This window comes from Mycobacterium sp. BMJ-28 (assembly GCF_054404835.1).
In genome coordinates, this window is record NZ_CM136783.1 from 291,055 (window position 1) to 314,913 (window position 23,859).

Annotated in this window: 22 protein-coding genes, 1 tRNA gene and 1 other RNA gene; 11 read left to right on the forward strand and 13 right to left on the reverse strand. The window is 67.4% G+C overall.

The window, feature by feature from the left end; all coding sequences use genetic code 11:
- The first annotated feature begins 1 nt into the window (after position 1).
- Positions 2-1,042, forward strand: a complete 1,041-nt coding sequence (ligD, locus tag ACXPWS_RS01435) for a non-homologous end-joining DNA ligase (RefSeq protein ID WP_458710732.1) — start codon at positions 2-4, stop codon at positions 1,040-1,042.
- 5 nt (positions 1,043-1,047) lie between these two features.
- Here the strand turns inward: ligD and ACXPWS_RS01440 are convergent, their stop codons facing one another.
- The 4 genes from ACXPWS_RS01440 to ACXPWS_RS01455 form a co-directional block, all read right to left on the reverse strand.
- On the reverse strand, positions 1,048-1,326 hold the full coding sequence (locus ACXPWS_RS01440; RefSeq protein ID WP_458710733.1) for a hypothetical protein: 279 nt from the start codon (positions 1,324-1,326) through the stop codon (positions 1,048-1,050).
- A 906-nt stretch (positions 1,327-2,232) separates the two neighbouring features.
- Positions 2,233-3,249: a S1C family serine protease gene (locus ACXPWS_RS01445; protein WP_458710734.1), complete on the reverse strand. Its 1,017-nt coding sequence runs from the start codon at positions 3,247-3,249 to the stop codon at positions 2,233-2,235.
- An 83-nt stretch (positions 3,250-3,332) separates the two neighbouring features.
- On the reverse strand, positions 3,333-4,073 hold the full coding sequence (locus ACXPWS_RS01450; protein WP_458710735.1) for a hypothetical protein: 741 nt from the start codon (positions 4,071-4,073) through the stop codon (positions 3,333-3,335).
- A gap of 78 nt (positions 4,074-4,151) precedes the next feature.
- Positions 4,152-4,237: transfer RNA gene (locus ACXPWS_RS01455), tRNA-Ser, on the reverse strand.
- 103 nt (positions 4,238-4,340) lie between these two features.
- Between ACXPWS_RS01455 and ffs the strand changes: the two genes are divergently transcribed.
- The 3 genes from ffs to ACXPWS_RS01470 all read left to right on the forward strand — a co-directional run bounded on the left by ffs (position 4,341) and on the right by ACXPWS_RS01470 (position 7,700).
- Positions 4,341-4,437: signal recognition particle sRNA small type (ffs, locus tag ACXPWS_RS01460), an RNA gene on the forward strand.
- A gap of 30 nt (positions 4,438-4,467) precedes the next feature.
- On the forward strand, positions 4,468-5,757 hold the full coding sequence (locus ACXPWS_RS01465; RefSeq protein WP_458710736.1) for an aminotransferase class I/II-fold pyridoxal phosphate-dependent enzyme: 1,290 nt from the start codon (positions 4,468-4,470) through the stop codon (positions 5,755-5,757).
- Between the two features lie 26 nt (positions 5,758-5,783).
- Complete coding sequence (locus ACXPWS_RS01470) at positions 5,784-7,700, forward strand: DNA polymerase III subunits gamma/tau (RefSeq protein WP_458710737.1); 1,917 nt, start codon at positions 5,784-5,786, stop codon at positions 7,698-7,700.
- A gap of 4 nt (positions 7,701-7,704) precedes the next feature.
- Here the strand turns inward: ACXPWS_RS01470 and ACXPWS_RS01475 are convergent, their stop codons facing one another.
- A complete protein-coding gene (locus tag ACXPWS_RS01475; RefSeq protein ID WP_458710738.1) occupies positions 7,705-9,015 on the reverse strand; it encodes a class I SAM-dependent methyltransferase in 1,311 nt (436 codons plus the stop codon).
- Positions 9,012-10,391, reverse strand: a complete 1,380-nt coding sequence (locus tag ACXPWS_RS01480) for an FAD-binding oxidoreductase (RefSeq protein ID WP_458710739.1) — start codon at positions 10,389-10,391, stop codon at positions 9,012-9,014. The genes ACXPWS_RS01475 and ACXPWS_RS01480 overlap by 4 nt, the downstream gene beginning before the upstream one ends.
- Positions 10,392-10,462: 71 nt before the next feature.
- Between ACXPWS_RS01480 and ACXPWS_RS01485 the strand changes: the two genes are divergently transcribed.
- Positions 10,463-10,912 carry an SRPBCC family protein gene (locus tag ACXPWS_RS01485; RefSeq protein WP_458710740.1) on the forward strand — a complete coding sequence of 150 codons (450 nt, stop codon included), beginning with the start codon at positions 10,463-10,465 and terminating at the stop codon, positions 10,910-10,912.
- A 13-nt stretch (positions 10,913-10,925) separates the two neighbouring features.
- Here ACXPWS_RS01485 and ACXPWS_RS01490 read toward each other — a convergent pair whose 3' ends face one another.
- Positions 10,926-11,636, reverse strand: a complete 711-nt coding sequence (locus tag ACXPWS_RS01490; protein ID WP_458713370.1) for an Rv3717 family N-acetylmuramoyl-L-alanine amidase — start codon at positions 11,634-11,636, stop codon at positions 10,926-10,928.
- Between the two features lie 167 nt (positions 11,637-11,803).
- Between ACXPWS_RS01490 and ACXPWS_RS01495 the strand changes: the two genes are divergently transcribed.
- From ACXPWS_RS01495 to ACXPWS_RS01505, 3 genes are all read left to right on the forward strand, one after another.
- The gene (locus ACXPWS_RS01495) at positions 11,804-12,136 is read left to right on the forward strand and encodes a YbaB/EbfC family nucleoid-associated protein (protein WP_458710741.1); all 333 of its coding nucleotides are present in this window, start codon (positions 11,804-11,806) and stop codon (positions 12,134-12,136) included.
- 1 nt (position 12,137) lies between these two features.
- Positions 12,138-12,749, forward strand: a complete 612-nt coding sequence (gene recR, locus ACXPWS_RS01500; RefSeq protein WP_458710742.1) for a recombination mediator RecR — start codon at positions 12,138-12,140, stop codon at positions 12,747-12,749.
- A 115-nt stretch (positions 12,750-12,864) separates the two neighbouring features.
- The gene (locus tag ACXPWS_RS01505) at positions 12,865-13,782 is read left to right on the forward strand and encodes a DUF559 domain-containing protein (RefSeq protein ID WP_458710743.1); all 918 of its coding nucleotides are present in this window, start codon (positions 12,865-12,867) and stop codon (positions 13,780-13,782) included.
- On the opposite strand, the gene ACXPWS_RS01510 is transcribed toward ACXPWS_RS01505, so the two are convergent.
- Positions 13,779-14,486 (reverse strand): type 1 glutamine amidotransferase, encoded by a 708-nt coding sequence (locus ACXPWS_RS01510; protein ID WP_458710744.1) that lies wholly within the window; start codon positions 14,484-14,486, stop codon positions 13,779-13,781. The genes ACXPWS_RS01505 and ACXPWS_RS01510 overlap by 4 nt on opposite strands.
- Positions 14,483-15,706: a MurT ligase domain-containing protein gene (locus tag ACXPWS_RS01515; protein WP_458710745.1), complete on the reverse strand. Its 1,224-nt coding sequence runs from the start codon at positions 15,704-15,706 to the stop codon at positions 14,483-14,485. Before ACXPWS_RS01515 ends, ACXPWS_RS01510 begins: the two co-directional genes overlap by 4 nt.
- Before the next feature lie 74 nt (positions 15,707-15,780).
- Between ACXPWS_RS01515 and ACXPWS_RS01520 the strand changes: the two genes are divergently transcribed.
- A complete protein-coding gene (locus tag ACXPWS_RS01520; protein WP_458710746.1) occupies positions 15,781-16,770 on the forward strand; it encodes a DEDDh family exonuclease in 990 nt (329 codons plus the stop codon).
- Here the strand turns inward: ACXPWS_RS01520 and ACXPWS_RS01525 are convergent.
- The 3 genes from ACXPWS_RS01525 to ACXPWS_RS01535 all read right to left on the reverse strand — a co-directional run bounded on the left by ACXPWS_RS01525 (position 16,767) and on the right by ACXPWS_RS01535 (position 20,260).
- Entirely contained in the window at positions 16,767-17,681 is a 915-nt protein-coding gene (locus ACXPWS_RS01525) for a class I SAM-dependent methyltransferase (protein WP_458710747.1), read from the reverse strand. The two genes, ACXPWS_RS01520 and ACXPWS_RS01525, sit on opposite strands and share 4 nt — an antisense overlap.
- Positions 17,682-17,707: 26 nt before the next feature.
- Positions 17,708-19,009, reverse strand: a complete 1,302-nt coding sequence (locus ACXPWS_RS01530; RefSeq protein ID WP_458710748.1) for an AurF N-oxygenase family protein — start codon at positions 19,007-19,009, stop codon at positions 17,708-17,710.
- Positions 19,010-19,420: 411 nt separating this feature from the next.
- Positions 19,421-20,260, reverse strand: a complete 840-nt coding sequence (locus ACXPWS_RS01535; protein ID WP_458710749.1) for a helix-turn-helix transcriptional regulator — start codon at positions 20,258-20,260, stop codon at positions 19,421-19,423.
- Positions 20,261-20,332: 72 nt separating this feature from the next.
- On the opposite strand from ACXPWS_RS01535, the gene ACXPWS_RS01540 reads away from it, so the two are divergent.
- Entirely contained in the window at positions 20,333-20,953 is a 621-nt protein-coding gene (locus ACXPWS_RS01540) for a class I SAM-dependent methyltransferase (RefSeq protein WP_458710750.1), read from the forward strand.
- On the opposite strand, the gene leuA is transcribed toward ACXPWS_RS01540, so the two are convergent.
- Positions 20,954-22,750, reverse strand: a complete 1,797-nt coding sequence (gene leuA, locus ACXPWS_RS01545) for a 2-isopropylmalate synthase (RefSeq protein WP_458710751.1) — start codon at positions 22,748-22,750, stop codon at positions 20,954-20,956.
- A 140-nt stretch (positions 22,751-22,890) separates the two neighbouring features.
- On the opposite strand from leuA, the gene ACXPWS_RS01550 reads away from it, so the two are divergent.
- Positions 22,891-23,859 (forward strand): hypothetical protein, encoded by a 969-nt coding sequence (locus ACXPWS_RS01550; protein WP_458710752.1) that lies wholly within the window; start codon positions 22,891-22,893, stop codon positions 23,857-23,859.

Below are 23,859 nucleotides of genomic sequence, written 5' to 3' on the forward strand. Positions count from 1 at the left end.
TGTGGCCACTCCCGCTGAAGAACTCGATGTCGACGGCGTCGCCGTCCGGCTGACCAGCCCGGACAAGGTGTACTTCCCCGAGCCGGGATATACCAAGCGCAATGTCGTGGATTACTACCTGGCCGTCGCGGACCGGATGGTGACCCTGTTGAAGGACCGGCCCACGCATCTGCAGCGCTTCCCCGACGGCATCGACGGCGAGGAGATCTACCAGAAGCGGGTCCCGCAGAAGCATCCCGATTACCTGCAGACCTGCACCGTGACGTTCCCGTCCGGCCGGACCGCCGACGCCCTGAAGGTCACCCACCCGTCGGCGATCATCTGGGCCGCCCAGATGGGCACGGTGACGTTGCATCCGTGGCAGGTCCGCTGTCCGGACACCGAACACCCCGACGAGCTGAGGGTGGATCTGGACCCCCAGCCGGGCACCGACTTCGCCGATGCCCGCCGGATTGCGGTCGAGGTGCTCAAGCCCGTTCTCGACGAGCTCGGTTACGTCGGGTATCCGAAGACGTCCGGCGGCCGGGGCGTGCACGTGTTCATCCGGATCAAGCCGGACTGGGATTTCATCGCGGTGCGCCGGGCCGGCATCGCCCTGGCCCGCGAGGTGGAACGCCGCGCGCCGGACGCCGTCACCACGTCCTGGTGGAAGGAAGAGCGCGGGAAACGCCTGTTCGTCGACTACAACCAGAACGCCAGGGATCGGACCTTCGCGTCGGCCTATTCGGTGCGCAAGACGCCGATCGCGACGGTGTCGATGCCGCTCACCTGGGACGAATTGGCCGACGCCGACCCCGACGACTACACGATCGCGACGGCGCCGGCTCTGGTGGCCAAGCGGGCGGACCCGTGGGAAGGCATCGACGAGACACCACACTCATTGGAGCCGCTGCTGGAAATGGTGCGTGCCGACGAGGAACGTGGGCTGGGCGATCTGCCCTATCCGCCGAGCTATCCGAAGATGCCGGGTGAACCACCCCGGGTGCAGCCGAGTAAGAAGGTCGCGGCCCATTGGGACGCGGAAGGTAATCCGGTCGACTGAGCCCGTCAGCGCAGCGGAACGACTCCGGCGCCGGCACCGGCGAAAATCGGCGGGTTGTTCTCCAGGGACTCCAGGTGTGAGGCGGCACTCGACGCCGCCGCCACCGAGCTGAACTCGACGGCGCCCAGCAGGAGGAGGGGCCACAGTGCCCCCGCGGCGGCGCTGAGGACCGCCTGGTAGGGCACCGGCTCGTGGGTGGCGCCCATGCGCCGGCTGGCCACGTAAATCACGACTGCACTGAGCGCCCATCCGATGAGATAGGCGACTACTACGGTTTGGACCACGTTGTCATCCCCTCGCCAGCGGGGCTGGCTGTTGCTTCATGCACAGCTGCGGGCCGCAGGTAGTTAAGCCAAATGTAACGCCGACACGCGACACGGGAAAGTCCGATGCGACGCCGCGACACGCGAAAATCAGCAGGTCAGCGGCTATCAGTGAACATCCAGCAACGTGCTCGCCGGTTGCCTGGAAGGTGTGGCCGAGGGCCGCGGCGATGTGCCCGACCGGCCGCGGCGATGTCAGGACGGCACCGGTGCGGCGGCGCGGGCGGTGCAGGGGGAGGTGCGTGCGCTCGGTGAAACGGCGGGCAGCCGGTCCGGCCGGCCGCGGGACGTCTCCGGTGCCGGCGCGGCACCGTCCCGGATGCGCACGACGCCGACGCACGGCCGTCTCGTCGGTCCGGTGCGGGAGGACCGGCTTGGGGTGGCACCGCCCTCGGCGTCGTCATGCCCGAGGGCGCGAAGCCCGTGCTTCCGAGACGCCGAAAACCCCTATTGCAGAGCCGGTTTCAAGATCAAAGCGGAATACGGCCCAAAGCCGCCGCGGATGTCATCGCAATCCGGCTGCCGCGGCGTCGCTGTCCACGTCGGCTCCGTCGAGCGCGCGTTGCGCATACATCGTGCGGCGGCGATGTGCGCAGCGCGCCGTGTGAGCGCTGCGTGCGCACGCCGATCCGGAGGGGAGGTGGGTACGGCGTCGACGGCGCCGTGGGCGCGGACGGACTCAGAGTGCCACAGAAACCCGGCGATCGACTTGTCCAATGGCAATTTTGACGAATACGTCACATTTTGTCGCCGACGCTTGCGGGAGCAACGACGACCGCACTCAACTGACGCGGACGTAATTTGCATGAAATTTTTTTTCCGAACCGGCGTGGCTACGTCCCGTTCCGGGCGTGTCGTCGCGTCCGGTCAGTCGCCAGCGGTGAGTGTGGCCTTCCCGGTCCGGTGCTGACCCGCCCGATCGATCCAAGTCAGTGCGATGACATCGCCCGGATAGTGCCGGTCCAGCACCGCGGTCAACGCGGTCGCCGAATTGAGCGGGGTGTTGTCCAGCGTCAGGATGACATCGCCGTTGGCCAGTCCGGCCTGCTCGGCGGGGCCGCCGCGCAGCACCTCGTGCACGATGACGCCCGGAAACGCCTCATGCTGCTCGGCGGTGCTCACGCCGACACCGAGCAGCGTCGGCGGCCCGATATGCACGGTGTCGGACGGCGCGGCGGTGCGGATCTGGTTGGCGATCGCCAGCGCGTCGTTGATGGGGATGGCGAATCCCTCGCCGCCCGGTCCCATCCGGAAGTTCACCGAGGCCGCAGTGGTGACACCGACCACCTGCCCGGCGCCGTTGACCACCGGACCACCGGAGTCCCCGGCGCGCACCGGTGCGGCGATCTCGAACAGTCCGGTCATCTGATTCGCCGATCCCGTCAGCTCATCCTCGGCGCTGATGGTGCGCCCGAACGCACTGATGGTGCCGGTTTCCTGAGTCAGCGGTGCCCCGGTGCCGCGGGCATTGCCCAGCGCCACGATCGGATCGCCGACGGCCAGTTGGGCCGAATCCCCCAACGGTGTGACGGGCAGGCCGCCGGCACCGCGCAGCTGGATCACCGCAATATCCCGGCGGCGGTCGAAACCGACGATATCGGCGGCGAACGACCGGCCGGCCACCATCGCATTGATGGTGTCGGCACCTTGGATCACGTGATAGTTGGTCAGCACCTGCCCGTTCGGATCCAGCACGATGCCGGTGCCGGTGCCCATCACATGCTGGTAGTCGACGGTGGTGTCGATGCGGACCACCGATGGCTCGACCGCCGCGATCGCGCCGGACAGATCCTCGGGGGCGGCCGCTGCGGGAGCGGCCACCAGGACTGCGAGGACAGCTGCGAGCAGGGCCGCGAGCCACCGTCGGGAACCGAACCTGCCCATTCGCCGCCTTCCGGAGCGCCAGAGGTGTTCCCTCAATATTGACGGTGCGACCGGTTACTGTCGACGCAGCGACACGCAGGCGCTCAGTCCTCGACGGTTATCCCGCCGCGGGTCCGGCCACGCCGTGCTTTACCGGCAGGCCGGCGATTGCGCAGCTTGCTGCCACCGGCCTCGGTTTCGGTATCGATCTCGTCGTCTTGGGCGTTACCGGCGACGGAATCGGCATCCGAATCGGTCGTCTGCTCGGCGACCGTTTCCTCTGCGGATTCGCCTGCCTCCGGCGCTTGGTCGGCCTCTGATGTGTCCGAAGTCTCGTCCTCGGCGACGGTTTCAGTGTTTCTACCCCGGCCGCGGCGGCTCTGCTTCTCCGCTTTGGTCTTGAGCGGTTTGGGTGGCGGCGGGGGGAGCTCGGCCACGAAGGCGAGGTAGAAGCAGAACGCGCCCAGCAGCGCGATCGCGGCCGCGGCACCGTAAATGCCGAACAACCACTGGCCCGCGGTGTCCAGGCTGATCCAGATCTCGCTGATTCCGGCGCCTGCGATGAGCACACCGGCCAGCACCTGCGCCACGATCGACCACACCCGAAGCGAGAGAGCCAACGTCGGAGTGCCCAGTTCCGGCTTGCGGGTGCGCGCCCAGGTGGAGACGACGGGAAGCGCGGTGAGCGCCACCACGACGCCGCACGCGATGCGCATCGCGGTCCCGAGCGTGTGCGGCCACTGACCGGTCAACTCGAACCAGCGCGGCAAGACGAAGAAGAAATACAAGGCCGCTGCCAGCACGAGAAACGCTGCGTGCCACAGCACCGCGAACCCGCGACGCATGGTCCTCCTTGGTTGTTGGGGCCGGAGCGCGACCGTGTCGGCTGGCGACAATCGCCGGTCGCGCCCCGAACCCGAGCGCGGAGGATAGGGGATTTGAACCCCTGAGGGCTATTAACCCAACCCGCGTTCCAGGCGAGCGCCATAGGCCACTAGGCGAATCCTCCGTCGGCAATCGTAGCCGACCATCAGGGGACGGCCGACCAGCCGTCGGTCTCGGCTGACTCCCGGTCGCTCCGCTGCGCCCCCCGACGAAGGACTACACTCACTTTCCGGACCCCGCGCGGCGTCCATCCTGTGAACTCCCCCAGGGCCGGAAGGCAGCAAGGGTCAATGGGCTCTGGCGGGTGCGCGGGGTCCCCTTTATGTGTTCACGGCTTCTCTTGAAAGGCGCGCCGTGTCGTTTGAGTTCCTCGGCCGTGACGAACTGGTCGCCCAGCATGACCTGCAGCAGCAGAATTACGCCGCGCTGCAGGCCAAAGGTCTGGCCCTCGACCTCACCCGCGGTAAGCCCTCGCAGGCGCAGCTGGACCTGTCCAACGGTCTGCTCACGTTGCCCGGAGCCGACTCCTACCGGGATGCCGACGGGACGGACACCCGCAATTACGGCGGCCTGCACGGCCTGCCGGAACTGCGGGCCATCTTCGGTGAACTGCTCGGGATCGCGGTGCCCAATCTGATCGCGGGCAACAACGCCAGCCTGGAGTTCATGCACGACGCGGTGGTGTTCGCCCTGCTGCACGGCACCGTCGACTCCCTGCGGCCCTGGATCGCCGATGCCGCTGGGTCGGTCATCAAGTTTCTGTGCCCGGCACCCGGCTATGACCGGCATTTCGCGATCACCGAGAGCTTCGGCATCGAGATGGTCAGCGTGCCGATGCGCGACGACGGCCCGGACGTCGACCTCATCGAGGAACTGGTCGCCGCCGATCCTGCGATCAAAGGCATGTGGTGTGTGCCGGTGTTCAGTAACCCGACCGGTGTCACCTATTCCTGGGAAGTCGTCCGGCGGCTGGTGCAGATGAAGACCGCGGCACCGGATTTCCGGCTGTTCTGGGACAACGCCTACGCGGTGCACACCATAACCCCCGAATTCGTCCGGCAGGTCGACGTGCTCGGGCTGGCCGCAGCGGCCGGAAATCCCAATCGCCCGTTGGTGTTTGCCTCGACCTCCAAGATCACCTTCGCCGGTGCCGGGGTGAGTTTCTTCGGCGGCTCGCTCGGCAACATCGCCTGGTATCTGCAGCACGCGGGGAAGAAGTCGATCGGCCCGGACAAGGTCAACCAGCTGCGGCACCTGAAGTTCTTCGGTGACGCCGACGGAGTGCGGCTGCACATGCAGCGGCACCGCCAGCTGCTGGCCCCGAAGTTCGCGTTGGTCGCCGAGATCCTGGAGAGCCGGCTCGGTGAGTCCAAGATCGCGTCCTGGACCGACCCCAAGGGCGGCTACTTCGTCAGCTTGGACGTGTGGCCGGGCACCGCGAAGCGCACGGTGGCCCTGGCCAAAGACGCGGGTATCGCCGTCACCGCGGCAGGTGCATCGTTCCCGTACGGAAAAGACCCCGAAGACAAGAACATTCGGATCGCCCCCAGCTTCCCGCCGGAGTCCGACCTGCATGAGGCCATCGACGGCCTGTCCACGTGTGCGCTGCTCGCAGCCACCGAGGCACTGCTGGCTCGTGATTAGTCGCACCCGCTCGGTAGCCTGCTGACGTGGCGCTCTACCGCAAGTACCGACCCGCTAGCTTCGCCGAGGTCGTCGGCCAGGAGCATGTCACCGAACCACTGTCGACGGCGCTGTCGGCCGGGCGGATCAACCATGCGTATCTGTTCTCCGGGCCGCGCGGCTGCGGGAAGACTTCATCGGCGCGCATCCTGGCCCGCTCGCTCAACTGCGAGCAGGGCCCCACACCGACGCCATGCGGAACATGCGACTCGTGCGTGGCGCTGGCCCCCAACGGCCCAGGCAATGTCGACGTCGTCGAGCTGGACGCGGCCAGTCACGGCGGTGTCGACGACACCCGCGAACTGAGGGACCGGGCGTTCTACGCGCCGGCGCAGTCGCGCTACCGCATCTTCATCGTCGACGAAGCCCACATGGTCACCACCGCCGGCTTCAACGCGCTGCTCAAGATCGTCGAGGAGCCGCCGGACCACCTGATCTTCGTCTTCGCCACCACGGAACCGGAGAAGGTGCTGCCGACCATCCGGTCCCGCACCCACCACTACCCATTCCGGCTGCTGGCCCCCAAGACCATGCGGGGCCTGCTGGAACGGATCTGCCGCGACGAGGGCGTGACGGTCGACGACGCGGTGTACCCGCTGGTCATCCGTGCCGGCGGCGGCTCGCCACGGGACAGCCTGTCGGTGCTCGACCAGCTGGTGGCCGGCGCCGACGGTAACCGGGTGGTGTACCAGCGAGCGCTGGCCCTGCTGGGCGCCACCGACGTGGCGCTGATCGACGATGCCGTGGACGCGTTGACGGCCGGGGACGCCGCCGCCCTGTTCGGCGCGGTGGAGTCGCTGATCGACGCGGGCCACGATCCGCGCCGGTTCGCCACCGATCTACTCGAGCGGTTCCGCGATCTGATCGTGCTGCAGGCCGTACCCGACGCCGCCGACCGTGGTGTCGTCGATGCGCCCGCCGATGTGCTGGAGCGGATGCGCGAACAGGCCGCTCGGCTCGGCTCGGCGACCCTGGCCCGCTTCGCGGAGGTGGTGCACGCCGGACTCGGCGAGATGCGCGGCGCCACCGCACCCCGGCTGTTGCTGGAGGTGCTCTGCGCCCGGCTGCTGCTACCGTCGGCCAGCGATACCGAATCGGCTCTGCTGCAACGCATCGAGCGCATCGAGACCCGGCTGGAGGTCTCGGTACCCAGCAACGAGTTGGGCTCGGCACCGGCCGAACCGGTGACCAAACAGTTCGTCCGCGCCAGTCGCGCCGAACCGGCGTCCCAGGCTCCGGTGGCCAAGCCCGAACCGTCGCCGGCTCCGGCGGCCAAGCCCGAACCCGTGCCCGCTCCCACGCCGGAACCCGCCCCGGCCCGCACGCCGGAACCCGTCGCGGCTCCCACGCCGGAACCCGCTCCGGCTCCCACGCCCGAGCCCGTCGCGACGGCAGAACCCGAGCCTGCCCGGGCGCCCGAACCCGAGCCGGCCCCCGTCGCCACGCCGGTCGCAGCCCTGGTCGGTGAACCTGACGCGGCCGCGGTGCGGAGCAGGTGGAATACGGTGCGGGAGAAGGTCAACGGCCGCAGCAAAGCGCTCAACGCCATGCTGGCCGACGCCATCGTCCGCAAGGTCGAGGGCGGCACCCTGGTGCTCAGCCACCCGGCGCCGTCATTGGTGAAGCGTCTCGCGGAGTCCAAGAACGCCGAGATCATCCGGGAGTCGATCAAGGACGCGCTCGGTGTGGACTGGCAGATTCAGTGCGTACCGGACACCGGCGAGGTGGCGGTGGCGGTGGGCGCCGGCCCCGCGCTCGCGCAGCCCGACCCTGCGGTCGAAGAGGAGCGCATGCTCGCCGAGGCGAGCAGTGACACCTCCGAGGTGGTCCGCCGGGACCCCGAGGAAGTGGCGATCGAGCTGCTGAAGACCGAGCTCGGCGCGCGCCGGATCGACAAGACCTAGTCGCCTAGGGAGTCCACCACGGACGCAGCGGCAACCCGCCGTTGCTGCCCCGCTGGTCCAGTTTGACCGCCAGAACCTGATGCAGCTGAACGACATTGGACTCGAAACCCCAACGTGACCCGGCCATGTACAGGCCCCACACCTTCGCGGTCGGCAGGCCGACCTCGGCCACCGCCTCGTCCCAGTGCTCGACCAGGTTGCGGCACCAGTCCCGCAACGTCATCGCGTAGTGGTCACGGAGATTCTCCTCGTGGAGCACTTCCAGGCCGACATCCTGGACCTCGGTGATGATTCGCCCGGAACCCGTGAGCTCCCCGTCGGGGAAGACGTACCGGTCGATGAAACCGCCCGCGTTGGCACCCGTCCTGTTGTCCGGACGGGTGATGCAATGGTTGAGCAGCAGCGCCCCGGTGCGCATCTTCGACTGCAGGAACCGGAAATACGACTGGTAGTTGGCCACGCCGATGTGTTCGGTCAAGCCGATGGAGGACACCGCGTCGAAGCCCGATTCGCGGACATCGCGGTAGTCGCAGTGCCGAACCTCGGCCAGGTCGGACAATCCCTGTTCCTGGATCGCCCGCTGCGCCCAGGACGCCTGCTCGGCCGACAACGTGACGCCCAGTACCCGCACGCCCTGCTTGGCGGCGTAGCGGACCATTCCGCCCCAACCGCATCCCACGTCGAGTAACCGGTCGCCGGGCTGCAGGCGCAGCTTCTCGAACACCAGCCGGTATTTGTTGTCCTGTGCCTGCTCGAGAGTCGCGTCCGGGTCCGGGTAGCACGCGCAGGTGTAGGTCATCGATGGGCCCAGCACCCACTCGTAGAAGGTGTTCGACACGTCGTAGTGGTGATGGATGGCCTCGGCATCGCGGGTCTTGCTGTGCCGCAGCCCTTCCACCACCCGGCGCCAGCGCGGCGGTGCCTCCTGCGGGGGCGGCGCAATGGGTAGCAGATGTTCCACACCGATCGAGGCGACGATGTTGGCCAGCACCCGGGCCGACGGACGCTTGAAGACCGTCTTGTCGGCCAGCGACCTGAGCAATTCGTACGGATCGCCCGGATGCACGCCGAGTATGTCGAGATCACCGGAGACGTAAGCCCGGACCAGACCGAGTTCGCCGGGTGCGGTGGCCAGGTACGTCGTTCCCCGTGGTGTCTTCAGATCGAGACCGATGGGGGCGTCCGCCGGGCCGGCCTTGCTGCCGTCATAGGCGGTGAACCTGAGCGGATTCTCACCCGTGGTGACGATCTCGAGAATTTCGGCCAGCGACAGCCGGCCGGTGGGCGCTGACGCGCGGTCCTTGAACGTCGTCATTTTCCTTGCACCGCCTTCGCATACAGATCGAGGAGCCGGGAATCGGGATCATAGTTCTTCTTGACGCTGCGGTACGTCTCCCCGCCGTATTGGGCATCGAATTCCTCGGCGGTGTAGAAGGAATCCGAATAGAGCGATTTGTGCCCGTCGAGCTCGCTGACCTTGCGTTCGATCAGCTTGTTGGTGTGGCCCTGTTCCGGGCCGACCGGTACCGAGGACCAGAAGCCGATGTTGACGTAGGTGTGATGCGGCCGGATCGGGTACAGCGGCCAGTCCGAGTCGTCGCGTAAACGCAGCGGGCACAACCAGATCGGTTCGATCGGTACGTTGGCCAGAAACCAGTCCAGGTACTCCGCGCAGCGCTCGATGGGCACCTCGACATCTTGGACCACCCGCTCCCGCGGTGGCCGGCCGTGCCGCTTCTCGATGCGGTCGGCGATGCCGAACCGCTGGTCGTAGCCGATCAGCTTCCAGTAGAAGCTGCTGCGGCGGTGCCGGCGCGGCCACAGCCGGCGCACCAGCGGGTGCTGGGCGCCGAAAGCCCTTGAGCACCAGAACCAGTCCGTGTCCCAGCGCCACAGGTAGTCGTGGATGGTCAGCCGGTCGTGCAACTCGCCGTGCGGGTGCTGGATGGAGCGGTAATAGATCTGCCGGCCGGTGTAGTCGCTGACGGGTCCCGGTGTGGCGGTCTGTACCCCCAGGCACAGATAACTCTCGTCCGCACTGAAGACCACTCCATCCAGATAGTCGACGGGCACCCCGTCGTAACCGCCGGTGTCGATGATCCGGTCCATGGCCGCGACGAGGTCCTCGATCGCGTGAAATCGCAGGTGGCGCAAGCTGACGAATGGCTTGACCGGTTCCAGCTCGATCTTCAGCCGCACCGAGTAGCCCAGCGTGCCATAGGAATTGGGGAAGGCGTGAAAAAGGTCGGGATACCGGGTTCGACTCGCGGTGACGATATCCCCGGCCCCGGTGAGAATATCGAGCTCCAGCACGGACTCATGCGGCAGCCCGTTGCGGAACGAGGCCGATTCGATCCCTAGTCCGGTGACGGCACCGCCCAGGGTGATGGTCTTGAGTTGCGGCACCACCAGCGGCGACAACCCGTACGGCAGGGTGGCGGCCACCAGATCCTCGTACGTGCACATTCCGGCCACGTCGGCGGTGCGGGCCTCGGGATCGACTCCGATCACCCCGGTCAGCCCGGAGGTGTCGAGGCCCTTGGCGGTGCTCTTCGCGCGCGCACGGAACAAGTTGGACGTGGGCTTACTAAGGCGCACAGCGGCTGTCGCGGGGATGGCGCGGTAACTGTCCAGCAGCCGCCGCACCCCCGCGGCGTGGGCCCCCTGTGCGTCGGTTGCGACAACAGACACACATATACGCTAGTCCTCGGTCGCCGACGATGCGACCGCACAGGCTGGGATACGACAGGAGTTTTGCGGTAATGGGACAGGTCAGCGCATCCAACACCGTATTGATCGAAGCGGCTCCGGAAGCGGTACTCGCCGCGGTGTCGGACTATCAGACGGTGCGTCCGAAAATCCTCTCGTCGCACTACAGCAACTACCAGGTGCTCGAGGGCGGTCAGGGCGCCGGCACGGTCGTGTCCTGGAAACTTCAGGCCACCGAGTCACGGGTGCGCGATGTCAAGGCGTCTGTCGATGTGGCGGGTAAGACGGTGATCGAGAAGGACGCCAACTCCACGTTGGTCACCAACTGGACGGTGGCACCGGCAGGCACCGGATCCACCGTGACCGTCAAGACGTCCTGGCAGGGTGCCGGCGGGGTCAAGGGCTTCTTCGAGAAGACCTTCGCGCCGCTGGGTCTGCGCAAGATCCAGGATGCGGTGCTGGCCAACCTGAAGAGGGAACTCGAGGGCGGCGGAGCGGCTTAGGCCGCGACCTCGGTCAACGCGGCTGGGACGACAGGTAGGCGACGATGCCGCGAACGACGGCGTCGGCGTACTTCTGGCGACCGGACTCGCTCTCCATCAGCGCCGAGTCGGCAGGGTTCTTCATGTTGCCGCACTCGACCAGCACCGACGGGTACTGCGCCAGGTTGAGCCCGGTCAGGTCGGAGCGTGGATACAGGCCGCCGGAGCCGATGTAGTTGGCCGCCGGGATGCCCGAACCCTGCATCTGATCACGCATGACCTGGGCGAACTGTACCGACGGTCCGGACTGGGCGGCGTTCAGCGGTGGCGACGAGTAGTTGACGTGGAACCCGCGCCCGTTGGCCGGCCCGCCGTCGGCGTGAATGCTCACGATCGCGTTCGGGTGCAGGGCGTTCGCCATGGCGGCGCGTTCGTCGACGCACGGTCCGAGTGCGTCGTCGTTGCCCCGGGACATCGCGGTACGTACCCCCAACTGGGTGAGTTGAGCGCGGATGCGCAGCACGGTGTCCCAGTTGAAGGTGTGCTCCGGGTAACCCGAGTCGGTGCTGGTACCGCTGGCCTGGCAATCTTTGGTGCCGCCCCGGCCGGTTGGTACCTGCCTGCTGATCGACGCGTCGTTGGCCCCGTTGTGGCCCGGGTCGAGGAAGACGATCATGCCGGCGATATTCGCCGGAGCGGCGGCAGCGGGCGGCGCGGTGGCGATCGGGGACGTCACCGAGAGCATCCCGGCGACGATGAGCAGTGCCGTGGCGCCGACACGCAAGCTGTTGTGGACGTGCACGGCGCCACCGTAGCCGGGCCGGCGACTAGTCTTGAAGGACAAACCGCCGTGGCCTCGAGAGCGAAATCAAGTCGAGACCAGTACGCAATCAAGATGCAAGGGGACAGGTCATGCAACCCGGTGGCGCGCCAGATATGTCCGCCCTGCTCGCGCAGGCGCAGCAGGTGCAGCAGCAGCTGATGGAGGCCCAGGAGGCGCTGGCCAACGCGGAGGTGCACGGCCAGGGCGGCGGTGGACTCGTGCAGGTCACCATGAAGGGCAGCGGCGAGGTGATTGCCGTGGCCATCGATCCCAAGGTCATCGACCCGGAGGATCCGGAGACCCTGCAGGACCTCATCGTCGGCGCGCTGGCCGACGCCGCGAAGCAGGTGACCATCCTGGCGCAGACGCGGCTCGGCCCGCTCGCCGGTGGCCTGGGCGGCCTCGGGCTACCGGGACTCTAGAGTGTTCGAAGGCCCGGTCCAGGATCTGATCGACGAGCTCGGCAAGCTCCCCGGTATCGGACCAAAAAGCGCTCAGCGCATCGCTTTTCACCTGCTCTCGGTGGAGCCGCCGAACATCGACCGGCTGACCGCGGTGCTCGGCCGGATCCGCGATGGTGTCACTTTCTGCTCGGTGTGCGGCAACGTCTCCGACGAACAGCGGTGCCGCATCTGTAACGATTCGCGCCGGGACGCGTCGGTGGTGTGTGTGGTGGAGGAGCCCAAGGACATCCAGGCCGTCGAGCGCACCCGTGAGTTCCGGGGTCGCTACCACGTGCTGGGTGGTGCGCTGGACCCGCTGTCCGGGGTGGGTCCGGACCAACTTCGAATCCGGGAATTGCTGAACCGGATCGGTGAACGGGTGGACGGTGTCGACGTCGCCGAGGTGATCATCGCCACCGACCCGAACACCGAGGGTGAGGCCACCGCGACGTACCTGATGCGGATGCTGCGCGATATCCCCGGGCTGACGGTGTCGCGGATCGCCTCGGGCCTGCCGATGGGCGGGGATCTGGAATTCGCCGACGAGTTGACGCTGGGCCGTGCGCTGGCCGGCCGTCGGGTGATGGCCTAGGGCTTGACCCGCCCAAACTCACCTTTGGGCCACTTTGTGCGAGTGCGATTCGGCATTTCGTCGATCTCGGCGCGGGTGAATCCTGGTTGTCGGGGCTCGAGACGACGATTCGTGCATGACGGAGATCTTCCTGGCCCGGGAAGCGATGGGCGACGGTCTGAGGAGACGGGAACTTCGCCGGTTTTACCGGCCGATCTTTCGCGGCGTGTACGCGCCGAAGTGGGTGAAGCCGGCCCTTGTGGATCGGGTGAGCGCGGCCTGGCTTGCGACGGACCGCACCGGCGTCATCACGGGCATTGCCGCTTCGGCGCTGCACGGTGCGTGCTGGGTTGACGACGATGTGCCGATCGAAGTGCTGAGCGGCGACCGGCGGTCCCAGCCCGGACTGGTCGTGCGACGGGACCGCGTGGCCGACAGCGAGGTCACGGTGATCTCGGGCGTTCCGGTCGCGGTGCCGGCGCGCACGGCATTCGATCTCGGCCGCCACCTTTCCAGGAATGAGGCGCTGGCCCGAATGGACGCGTTGATGCGGGCGACGCCATTCGAGCCCGCCCGCGTAGCCGAGTTGGCACAGCGCTATGGGCCGGTTCGAGGGGTGCGTCAACTCAGGGCGTTGCTGCCCTTGGTGGACGCGGGTGCAGCGTCACCCCGGGAAAGCTGGTTGCGACTGTTGTTGATCGATGAGGGTCTGCCCGTCCCGGAAACGCAGTTACCCGTGTGCGACGCAGATGACAAAGTCATCGCTTTTCTGGATATGGGCTGGCGCGACCGCACACTCGCGGTGGAGTACGACGGTGATCAGCATCGCAGCGACCGCGCGCAATATGTGCGGGATCTGCGGCGGATACCGATGCTCGAAGCACTCGGCTGGGAAGTGATCAGGGTCGTGAAGGAAGACCATCCGGTGCAGGTCCGCCAGCGGGTCAGGGAGGCGTTTCTGCGCCGAGGTCGCGCCGAGATCGACGAAATGCCGAAACGCACTCGCACAAAGTGGCCCGAAGGTGAGTTTGGGCGAGGAGAAGACGCCGCCTAGGCCCGGCGCGGAGCGGCCAGCCGCTCGGTGCGCAGCTGCGCCACCTCGTCCAGCGCCAGCGGCGCCAGATCGCCGACGACGCGGCTGAGCAGGTGGTCGGCCAGCTGTGGGTTGCGGGCCAGGCACGGCCCGTGCAGATAGGTGGCGACGACGCTGCCCTGGACCGCGCCGTCGAACCCGTCGCCCATGCGGTTGCCCGCACCCTTGGTGACCCGGGCCAGGGGCCGCGCCGAAGAGCCGAGAACCGTTCCGCCGCGGTGGTTCTCGAAGCCGGTGAGCGGTTCGGTCAGCCCGTCGACCAGGGGATCCGACGTCACCTCGCCGATGGTGCGGGCCTGCTGCGGGGAGGTGGTCACATCCAGCATGCCGACGCCGTCGACCCGCTCGCCGGCCGAGGTCTCATACCAGTGCCCGAGCACCTGAATGGCAGCACAGATCGCCAGTATCGGCGCACCCTTGGCGGCCGCACGCTGCAGACCGGGATAGCGGATGAGGTGCCTGGTGGCCAGCCGCTGCGCGTAATCCTCTGCACCCCCGAGGGTGTAGAGATCCAGTGAGTCCGGCACCGGGTCGTCCAGCGTGATGGGCACGATCTCGGCGTCGATCCCGCGCAGCCGCAGCCGCTGCCGCAGCACAAGTGCGTTGCCGCCGTCACCGTAGGTACCCATCACGTCGGGCAGCACCAGCCCGATCTGCACCGTCATCCGATCCGCCGGTTCAGCTGCAGGAACGCGGTGTAGTTGGCGATGACCTCGACATGACCCGGCGGGCACGAGGCGATGGCGGCGACGGTGTCGTGCACCAGCGAATGTTCCACCCCGGCATAGCCCAGACGCACGGCGAGATCGGTGCCACGCTCGCCGGCCGCGACCACCTGGGTGTCCTCGAAGTGTTCGAACTGCACATCCCACAGCCAGGACAGGTCTTCGCCGTCGGGCACCTGACCATTGACCGAGATCACCACGCCGGCAGCGTGCTTGTCCACCATCGACAAGGCCTCCTGCCAGCCGGCGGGATTCTTGGCCAGCAGCAGACGGGCGGTGTGATTGCCCACCCGCACCGTCCGGTACCGGCCGGCGACCTCGTCGACGGTCGAGACCGCGGCCACTGCCCGGGCGGGGTCGGCGCCGAGTGCCACCGCCGCGGCCACCGCCTGGGTGGCGTTGCCCCGGTTCACCGTGCCGGGCAGGGCCAGCTGCATGGGCTGTGAGAAACCGTGCGGCCCATAGATGTTCGCTTCGTCGAACCACCACTGCGGACTGGGGCGTTTGAAATCGGCGCCGGTGGAATACCAGTCGGCACCGTTGCGGACGATGATCTCCCCGGAGCGCGGGCAGCTCACCGAGTCGCCGGCCCAGCCGCCCCCGGCCGCCACCCACACCACATCGGGGCTGTCGTAGGCCGCCGACGCCATCAGCACGTCGTCGCAGTTGGCGACGACTACGGCGGCGGGGTGCCGGGCCAGGCCCGCGCGCAGGGTGCGCTCGATGTGGTTGATCTCGCCGACCCGGTCCAGCTGATCCCGGGACAGGTTCAACAACACGACGACCGCGGCTGGTACGGCATCCATGACGTGCGGCACGTGCATCTCGTCGACTTCCAGCGCGGCCAGTTCGGCATCCCGGGCCCCGGCCAGCGCGGCCACCAGCCCGGCGTCCATGTTGGCGCCCTCGGAATTGCTGGCCACCGGACCCAGCGTGGCCAGCGCGGCCGCCGTCATCCTGGTGGTGGTGGATTTGCCGTTCGTGCCGGTCACCACCACCGACCGCCGGCCCGCACCGAGTTGTCCGAGGATCGAGCGGTCCAGCGTCATCGCGACCAGACCGCCGATCATCGCGCCTGCGCCGCGGCCGGTGACCCGCGACGCCCAGCGCGCCGTCGCACCGGCGCCGAGCGCCAGCTTCCCGCGCGTTGAAACAGCCATCAGCGCAATTTTAGGGGCCCGACACGCCTGGCTGCGATCGGTGTGTTGTCAGACCACCGTGTCATCCTCGAACCATGAGCCAGACCTGGGGACGACCGGCGGTCGAGCCGGGTGCCGGCTGGGCGGTCGTCGACGTCGAGACCACGGGTTTCCGTCCCGGCCAGGCCCGGGTGGTGAGTGTGGCCGCGCTCGCAGTCGGTGACGACGGCAATGTCGAACACAGCGTCTCCAGCCTGCTGAACCCGGGCGTGGACCCCGGCCCCACGCATGTGCACGGACTGACCACGGAGATGCTGGACGGGCAACCCACGTTCGCCGATGTCGCACCCCGGTTGATGGAGGTGCTGCGCGGGCGCACGCTGGTCGCCCACAACGTGGCATTCGACTACGCGTTCCTGGCTGCCGAGGCCGAATTGGTCGGTGCCGAGCTGCCGGTCGAGTCGGTGATGTGCACGGTGGAACTGGCCCGCCGGCTGACGCTGGGCACCGAGAACCTGCGGCTGGAGACGCTGGCCGCGCACTGGGGTGTCACCCAGATGCGCCCACACGACGCGCTCGACGACGCCCTGGTGCTGGCCCAGATCCTCAAGCCGGCCCTGGTGCAGGCCCGGGAGAAGAAGTCGTGGCTGCCCATCAGGTCGGTGACGCGCCGGACCTGGCCCAACGGGCAGGTCACCCATGACGAGCTGCGGCCGCTGAAAACGCTGGCGGCCAGGCTGCCGTGCCCGTACCAGAATCCCGGCCCGTTCGTGGCCGGTCGCCCACTGGTGCAGGGCATGCGGGTGGCGCTGGCGGCCGAGATGGTGCGCACCCACGAAGAGGTGATCGAGCGGATCCTCGATGCCGGGCTGGCCTACACCGAGGCCGTCGACCAGCACACCTCCGTGGTGGTCTGCAACGAGGCGACCCCCGAGCAGGGCAAGGGCTATCAGGCCGCCGAGCTGGGCGTCCCGCTGTGCAGCGATGCCCAGTTCATGGCGCTGATCGCTCAGGTCGTGGGCGGCCGGGACGTCGAGGAGTTCATCGACAGCACCGGCGACGGCGACCAGTACGCGCTCTTCTAGCTCTGGCTCACCGGTTTGACGAATGTGTAGACCTGGTACTGCAGCAGGCTGAGCTTGGACAGCCATTTCATCCATCGGGTACCGACGATCATGGTGTCCTGGGCGTCCGCCGAAGCCTGCTCGCGGAAGAACCGCAACAGGAACGGGTAGGTCGGCATGGTGTTCTTCCGGATGTTGCGGTGCGTTTCGAGTGCCAGCCCGGCTTGTCTGCCCATGGACCGGTAACCCCGCAGCGGAATATCGCCGAGCGTGCCGTAGGACTTTGCGACCCGGGGGCGGATGGCCATCCAGATCGGCGTCTTGCCGAAGAACATCAGGGTCGGGACGAAGTCCGACACCGCGAGGTACCCACCCGGCTTGAGGACCCGGGCTGCTTCGGCGAGGAACTTCTGCCGGGACGGGAAATGGAAGATGCATTCGACCGCCAAGATCCGGTCGAAGGAGTTGTCGTCGAACGGCAGTTCGCAGGCGTCGGCTTCGACCCAGCGCAGCGTGTTGCCATGGGCGGGCGTTATCTGCGAGTCGGCGGCGGCGAGTTGGCGCGGGTCGATGTTGAGACCGGTGAGGTCCATGCCCGAGTAGGTGCGGTTGATCTGCTGGATCGTCCCGCCGAAACCGCAGCCGACGTCGAGCAGCTTCTGCCCGTCGGCGAGACGTCCGGCATCGAACAGCACGCCGTTCATCGCTTCCATCGCGGCGGTGTAGTCGGCCCTGGTGCCCTGGGCGGTCTTGGGGTCGTCCCAGTATCCCCAGTGCACCTGGTTCTCCCAGAGTTGGCCCGTTTCGCCGCCGTCCTGGCGTTCCTCCATGAGGAGGTCGAAGTAGGGCAGGGCGAGCTTGGAAAGGCGTTGCGCCGACAGGGTTTCCATTTCACGGGCCTCCGTGGGTTCGGTGGTGGTCGAGAGGTTCATTGCTGCCTTTCCGGAATGTTGGAGGGTCATGGGGTGGGGATCCACTCGGCAAGCGAAAGGATCGTCAGCACCACCAAAGCGAGTCCGATCAGTCCACCGGCGGGAATCATGGCGATGCAGACCGTCACCCACACCAGAAGGCGCGGCCACTCGAACGGCTGATTGCCCACCACGCCGCCACACCGCGCGCGCAGTGTGTGGTAGGCCGCCCACACTCCGGCTCCGGCGGCGGCGACCGCGATGATGCGCGGTCCGTCCGGTGTGCCCAGCAGGGCGACACCGGCCATGGCCGTCGCGGCAGCCATCCTGGCCAGGACCACCCCGCGGCGCTCGGCCACGATCCCGGCGGAACGGCTGCGGTCGGGTTCGCCGCGGTAGCGCGGCAGGCGTCCGTCGATACCCAACAGCCGCCAGATCCAGCGCGACCACGTCCGCAGCCCGAGGTCGTCGGCAAGGCGGCGAACGTCGGCCGCCGATTCCGCCATCAAGCTGCGCGAGTAGTCGCTGCGCCAGTACGCGGCCTTGAAGACCCGTCGTGGGATTCCGAACTCTCGAACGAAGGCGCGTGGGGGCGTGAGCATCTCACCGATCAGCCAGCGGAGAAAGATCGGAAAGGTGATGGCGTACAGGGCTCTTCGAAGCCGTCCGGCTGTTCTGATCCGCTGCGCCAAGTGGATGTCGGCGAACGAGATGTGGCGTGCTTCCTCGGCCAGATGGATCGAGGTGACCCGATTGAGCAGCGGGGGCACCTGCGCGGCGCCACGATGCTGCAACGTCTGCTGGAAGTGCAGCGGTTGCTCGCCACACAGCACCCCGATGAAGAGAAAGATGTCGGCATAGCCGCCGATGAAGGCGACGATCGGCCCGAGGATCCGGGAGGCGCGCCGCATTCCGGGAACGTCTTCGCGCGTCCGGTTGACGAATTCCTGGAACATCTGGATGTGGTGGCACTCGTCGGACAGTTCGTGGAGCAGGTAACGGAAGATCTGGGCACCGTTGGGCAGTGTGCCCGCGTAGTGCACCACACCGCGGACCAGCATCATCTCGAATTGCAGCGTGACCTTGAGCATGTTCGCGGTCATCCAGCGGCCCATCTCGATCCGCCGTTGCAATGACTGGTCGGAGTACCACTGCGTCGCCGCCAGTGGAGCGGCGTTCGGATCCAGTTGCCAGCGCGGATCGTCCTCGTCCACGGCGTTCTCGGGTGCGTCCCAATCGATGTCGACGTAGGGATCGAATGCCAGGCGGGACATCGCCTCGGTGAGTGCGTTGACCTGGCCGGTGTAGTCGGCCTCGGACGTGTCTTCGGCCGCACGGAACGTCGTCATTTGCTGGCGCGTTCCACTGGGTAGGTGACCCGGCCCACGGCCGGTAGGCGGCGGTGGCGGTCAAACCCCGTGGGCCGGCGCTGACATCGCTGGTCAGCGCCTGCGCAAATGGTCGCCGAGGTTTCGGCGCACCGCGCTGGCGGGCAATCTGATCGCATACGGACCTCCATCCAGCTACCGCTACCGCAATTGCTATCACCCTGGTGATCGTCGTGTACGCATGTGCATCAAGTCGTTACGCTTTGCGCGCTGACCCGTTACGAGCGCAGGCCGGCTCCGTGACCGAGTGGTTCGGCGGATCGGCAGGGGAGCGAAAGGGCTTGCGGTGCAGTCGGTGTCCGCTCCGTGGGTGTTCGACGACACAAGCGGCAGTGGCGTCGACTCGCCTGCACCCCAATATCTGGTGCCCTCTTACCGCTCTCGCCACCGCCGAGGGGGTACCCCATGCCTGCGGTGGAACAGGCGCGCGAAGTACGCGGGGTCGGCGATGCCGACGCGTCGGGCGATCTCGGCGATCGCCAGGTCGGTCTCGGCCAGCAGGGACCGGGCCTCGGTCATCCGCCGTTCGGCGATCCATTCCTGCACCGTGCGTCCGGTTCGGCGGCGTACCACGGTGGTGAGATGTCCGGGGGTCAAGCCCAGTTCGGCGGCCACATCCCGCAGCGACAGCGGCTCGCCGATGCGCCGTTCGATCACCGCGAAGACGTCGGCGATCAGCGGTTCGCCGCTGCGGCGCAGATCGGCCACCACGTCCTCGGTGATCCGGGCCAGGTCGATGAGCAGCAGCGTGAGGTGGGCGAGAACGGCCTGCCGGTAGCCCTCGTGTCGTGCTGAAAGTTCGGCTTCCATCGCGCTGATCGAGTTGTCCCAGAACAGTTTCCGCTCGGCCGGGACCTGCAGGTGCAGGATTCCGCCCGTGTGGTGGTGCAGGAAGGGGAACAGCAGTGGATGGCTGCGCCAGGTGGGCCATGGGGAGCGCGCAGCGTCACCGAGTGCGGCGGCGTCGAAGAACACCACGACTCCGCCGTGTTGATCGCGAATCCATGCCGGATCGATCGGGTCGCCTGCGGCGACGACGTGCACCGAACCGCGTTCGGCGAAGTAGGCGACGACCGGGAAGTCGTGGATATGCCGGCGCTTGTCGATGACGCTGTCCGGTAAGAACCGGATCACCGCGACCGGTTCGGTGTCCGCGGCTCTGGGGTACGCGTAGACGGGCACGCCGTCCCGGCTCCGGACCGATGACGTCATGGACCGAAGATAATCCAAATATTGCCAAAGATCACCCAACATCGGAGTTCAGTGCCTCGGCACGATGGGGAGATGACGAAAGATCATCCGCATTCGGTCATCCGGGCAATCGGCAACAAGCATGACTACCTGCCCGCCGCGGGGCGCGACGTGCTGCTGCCCGGATATGACCTGCTCACCCGCGTCCTCGGTATGCCGCCGGCCTATGACGAACTGATTGCCCAAGCCGGGTTGTTCGCCGGCGCACGAGTGCTTGAAATTGGTTGCGGCACAGGAAATCTCACTTCACGGGTGCGGCGCTCGCAATCCTCGTCCCAGGTGACCGGCATCGATCCCGACCCGAGGGCGCTGGCCCGGGCCCGCAAGAAATGCCCTGGCGTGACGTTCGAGAAGGGCTACGCCCAGCGATTGCCGTTCGGGGACGGCGCGTTCGACCGGGTGCTGTCCTCGATGATGCTGCACCACCTGGACCCGGAGGCCAAGGGTGCCGCGCTGGCCGAGGCATTCCGGGTGTTGACCCCCGGCGGCAGCCTGCACATCGTCGATGTGGTCGGCCGCCACCTGTCGGCCACATCCGGCGCCGACGAACTGCCGGGGCTGCTGCGAGCGACCGGATTCGAATGCGCGGAATTGGGATCGCGACGGCTGAGGCTGGTCGGCCCGGTGGCGTTCTACCGGGGGACCAGAGCGTAGTCAGCCACGCGCGGCGCGATTGACGGCCGAAACCACTGCGCGCAGTGACGCCGTGGTGATGGACGTCGCGATGCCCACGCCCCACGCCGTCTTGCCGTCGATCGAGGCCTCCACGTAGGCGGCGGCCTGGGCCTCCTCGCCGGCGGACATGGCGTGCTCGGAGTAGTCCAACACGTTCACGTGGTAGCCGACGGCGCCGAGCGCGTCGCAGAACGCCGCCAGCGGTCCGTTACCGGCACCGACGATCTCCCGTTCGGTCCCGTCGACCAGCACGGTCGCGGTGATCGTGTCGGTACCGCCGTCGACCTCGGCCGCGTCCACCTTCTGCCGGATCCGCTCCAACGGAGTGATGGGCGCCAGGTACTCGTCGGCGAAGACGTCCCAGATGGCCTTCGGCGACACCTCACCGCCCTCGCCGTCGGTGATCTGCTGGATGGCCTTGGAGAATTCGATCTGCAGCCGCCGCGGCAGCACCAGGCCGTGATCGGCCTTCATGATGTAGGCCACCCCGCCCTTGCCGGACTGCGAGTTGACCCGGATGACGGCCTCGTAGGTGCGCCCGACGTCCTTCGGGTCGATCGGCAGATACGGCACCTGCCAGAGGATTTCATCGACGTCTGAGCCGATTCCGTCGGCGTCGACCTTCATCTGGTCCAGGCCCTTGTTGATGGCGTCCTGGTGGCTGCCGGAGAAGGCGGTGTACACCAGGTCGCCGCCGTAGGGATGGCGTTCGTGCACCGGCAGCTGGTTGCAGTACTCCACCGTGCGGCGGATCTCGTCGATGTTGGAGAAGTCGATCTGCGGGTCCACCCCGCGGGAGAACAGGTTCAGCCCCAGTGTCACCAGGCAGACATTGCCGGTGCGCTCACCGTTGCCGAACAGGCAGCCCTCGATCCGGTCCGCGCCGGCCTGATAGCCCAATTCCGCTGCGGCAACGCCGGTTCCGCGATCATTGTGCGGGTGCAGGCTCAGGATGATGGCCTCCCGGGGAGACAGGTGCCTGCTCATCCACTCGATCGAATCGGCGTACACGTTCGGGGTGGTCATCTCGACGGTGGCAGGCAGATTGACGATCAGCGGCCACTCCGGGGTGGGCTTGACGACATCGGCGACCGCATTGCAGACGTCGACGGCATACTCCAGCTCGGTGCCCGTGTAGGACTCCGGGGAATACTCGAAGCGCCACTTGGTCTCCGGGTACTTCTTGGCTTCCTCGACGCACATCCGGGCACCGTCGGTGGCGATCTTCTTGACCGCTTCCCGGTCGGCGCGGAACACCACGCGGCGCTGCAGGATCGACGTCGAGTTGTAGAAATGCACGATCGCCTGGGGCGCACCCGCACACGCCTCGAAGGTGCGCTCGATCAGTTCCGAACGGCACTGGGTCAGCACCTGGATGGTGACATCCTCGGGGATGGCGCCCTGTTCGATGATCTCGCGGACGAAGTCGTAGTCGGTCTGGCTGGCCGACGGGAAGCCGACCTCGATCTCCTTGTAGCCCATCCGGACCAGCAGGTCGAACATCCGGCGCTTGCGCTCCGGGCTCATCGGGTCGATCAGTGCCTGATTGCCGTCGCGCAGGTCGACCGCGCACCAGCCAGGGGCGTGGGTGGCAACCTTGTCCGGCCAGGTGCGGTCGGGCAGCGTGATGTTCTCCACTTCGGCCGCGAACGACCGGTAGCGGTTGACCGGCATGGCGGAGGCGCGCTGGGTGTTCCAGCTGGGCTGGCCGTCGCGGCGGGCGCCTGCGGGCGTGATGATGGTGCGGGCGGATGTGAAAGCGTCTGGGCTGTTCATGGTGTTGCTCCGGGTCGACTATGGATTTCAGACCGGCGCATCGCGAAACACCCGCGACGGGTTGCCGGTCTGGTCAGACCCCGCCGCGGCGTTCGAGAAGGAGCACCCGCTGCACGTGGGTTACTGTACTCCGCATAGCTGTGGCGCCAAAACCCCGCTCCTCGCGGTATGTGCAGGTCCTGTTTCTCGCCGTGCTGGTCGGCCTGGCCGGGTGCGCGCGGGCCGTCGATGCAGTGCCACGGGCGGCCGCACCCGATCCGGCGTTCTTCTTCGCCGGCGAGGTACCCACTTATGGAACGCCGGTGAGCCCGGCGCAACGGAACCGGCTGGCCTATCTGCGGGCGCTTCGCCGGGTCGATCCGTGTGGGCTGCTCACCCGCGACGCGCTCCGGAAAGTCGGCGAAATCGGCTCGGTGGGAACGATGTTCGCGTTCGACGAATGTGACATCGACATCAAGGTGCCCGGTGACAGTGCCCGGCGATACGTGAGTGTGTGGGTGGGGTTGGACACCCTGGAGCCCTCACCCTGCGAATACGTGGCACCGCTGCTGCTGTCGCGACTACCCGGAGCGCCACCGCTACCCGAGCCGGTGCAGCCGGTGCTGCGGATCACCCCGATCACCGAGCAGTCCTGCGACTTCGCCGGCAAGCTCGGTGGCGCTGCGGCACCGCTGCCCGACGCCGGACGGCCCCCGATCCGGGATGGCGTCGGCTCCTATCCCGCGCCGCTGGCCGAGCGGGATCCGTGCGAGATTCTGCAGGTGGTGCCCGCGGCGCACTGGGATATCGGCGCCTCTCGACCGCATATGTGCGCCGTCACGCTCGCCGATCGCACGACGGTCCGGCTCACGCTGCAACCACAGTTGTTCGCGCCGGACACCGACAACCGGGCGCAGCGCACCCGGGACGGCGTCGAGCTGTTCGTCGACACCCGACTCTGTGAGGTGAGCGCCTTCCTGGGCGCCCCGATGCGCCGCAAGCTGCTCGACGGCGCCTATCAACAGCCCTCCGATGTGGTGATCCGCCCGACCGTCACGGTCGAGAGCACCCCGCCCCGGTGCGACGCCGTCACCGATATCGCGGTCGCGGCCGCCAAGCTGTTCGGGTAG

Bases quoted from the DNA above. Each gene is read 5' to 3' on its own strand.
- ACXPWS_RS01505 (WP_458710743.1), top strand. From the start codon at position 12,865: ATGACGGAGATCTTCCTGGCCCGGGAAGCGATGGGCGACGGTCTGAGG.
- ACXPWS_RS01445 (WP_458710734.1), bottom strand. From the start codon at position 3,249: ATGGGCAGGTTCGGTTCCCGACGGTGGCTCGCGGCCCTGCTCGCAGCT.
- ACXPWS_RS01485 (WP_458710740.1), top strand. From the start codon at position 10,463: ATGGGACAGGTCAGCGCATCCAACACCGTATTGATCGAAGCGGCTCCG.
- ACXPWS_RS01540 (WP_458710750.1), top strand. From the start codon at position 20,333: ATGACGAAAGATCATCCGCATTCGGTCATCCGGGCAATCGGCAACAAG.
- leuA (WP_458710751.1), bottom strand. From the start codon at position 22,750: ATGAACAGCCCAGACGCTTTCACATCCGCCCGCACCATCATCACGCCC.
- ACXPWS_RS01450 (WP_458710735.1), bottom strand. From the start codon at position 4,073: ATGCGTCGCGGGTTCGCGGTGCTGTGGCACGCAGCGTTTCTCGTGCTG.
- ACXPWS_RS01525 (WP_458710747.1), bottom strand. From the start codon at position 17,681: ATGAACCTCTCGACCACCACCGAACCCACGGAGGCCCGTGAAATGGAA.
- ACXPWS_RS01535 (WP_458710749.1), bottom strand. From the start codon at position 20,260: ATGACGTCATCGGTCCGGAGCCGGGACGGCGTGCCCGTCTACGCGTAC.
- ACXPWS_RS01510 (WP_458710744.1), bottom strand. From the start codon at position 14,486: ATGACGGTGCAGATCGGGCTGGTGCTGCCCGACGTGATGGGTACCTAC.
- ACXPWS_RS01520 (WP_458710746.1), top strand. From the start codon at position 15,781: ATGAGCCAGACCTGGGGACGACCGGCGGTCGAGCCGGGTGCCGGCTGG.
- ACXPWS_RS01495 (WP_458710741.1), top strand. From the start codon at position 11,804: ATGCAACCCGGTGGCGCGCCAGATATGTCCGCCCTGCTCGCGCAGGCG.
- ACXPWS_RS01515 (WP_458710745.1), bottom strand. From the start codon at position 15,706: ATGGCTGTTTCAACGCGCGGGAAGCTGGCGCTCGGCGCCGGTGCGACG.
- ACXPWS_RS01475 (WP_458710738.1), bottom strand. From the start codon at position 9,015: ATGACGACGTTCAAGGACCGCGCGTCAGCGCCCACCGGCCGGCTGTCG.
- ACXPWS_RS01490 (WP_458713370.1), bottom strand. From the start codon at position 11,636: ATGCTCTCGGTGACGTCCCCGATCGCCACCGCGCCGCCCGCTGCCGCC.
- ACXPWS_RS01530 (WP_458710748.1), bottom strand. From the start codon at position 19,009: ATGACGACGTTCCGTGCGGCCGAAGACACGTCCGAGGCCGACTACACC.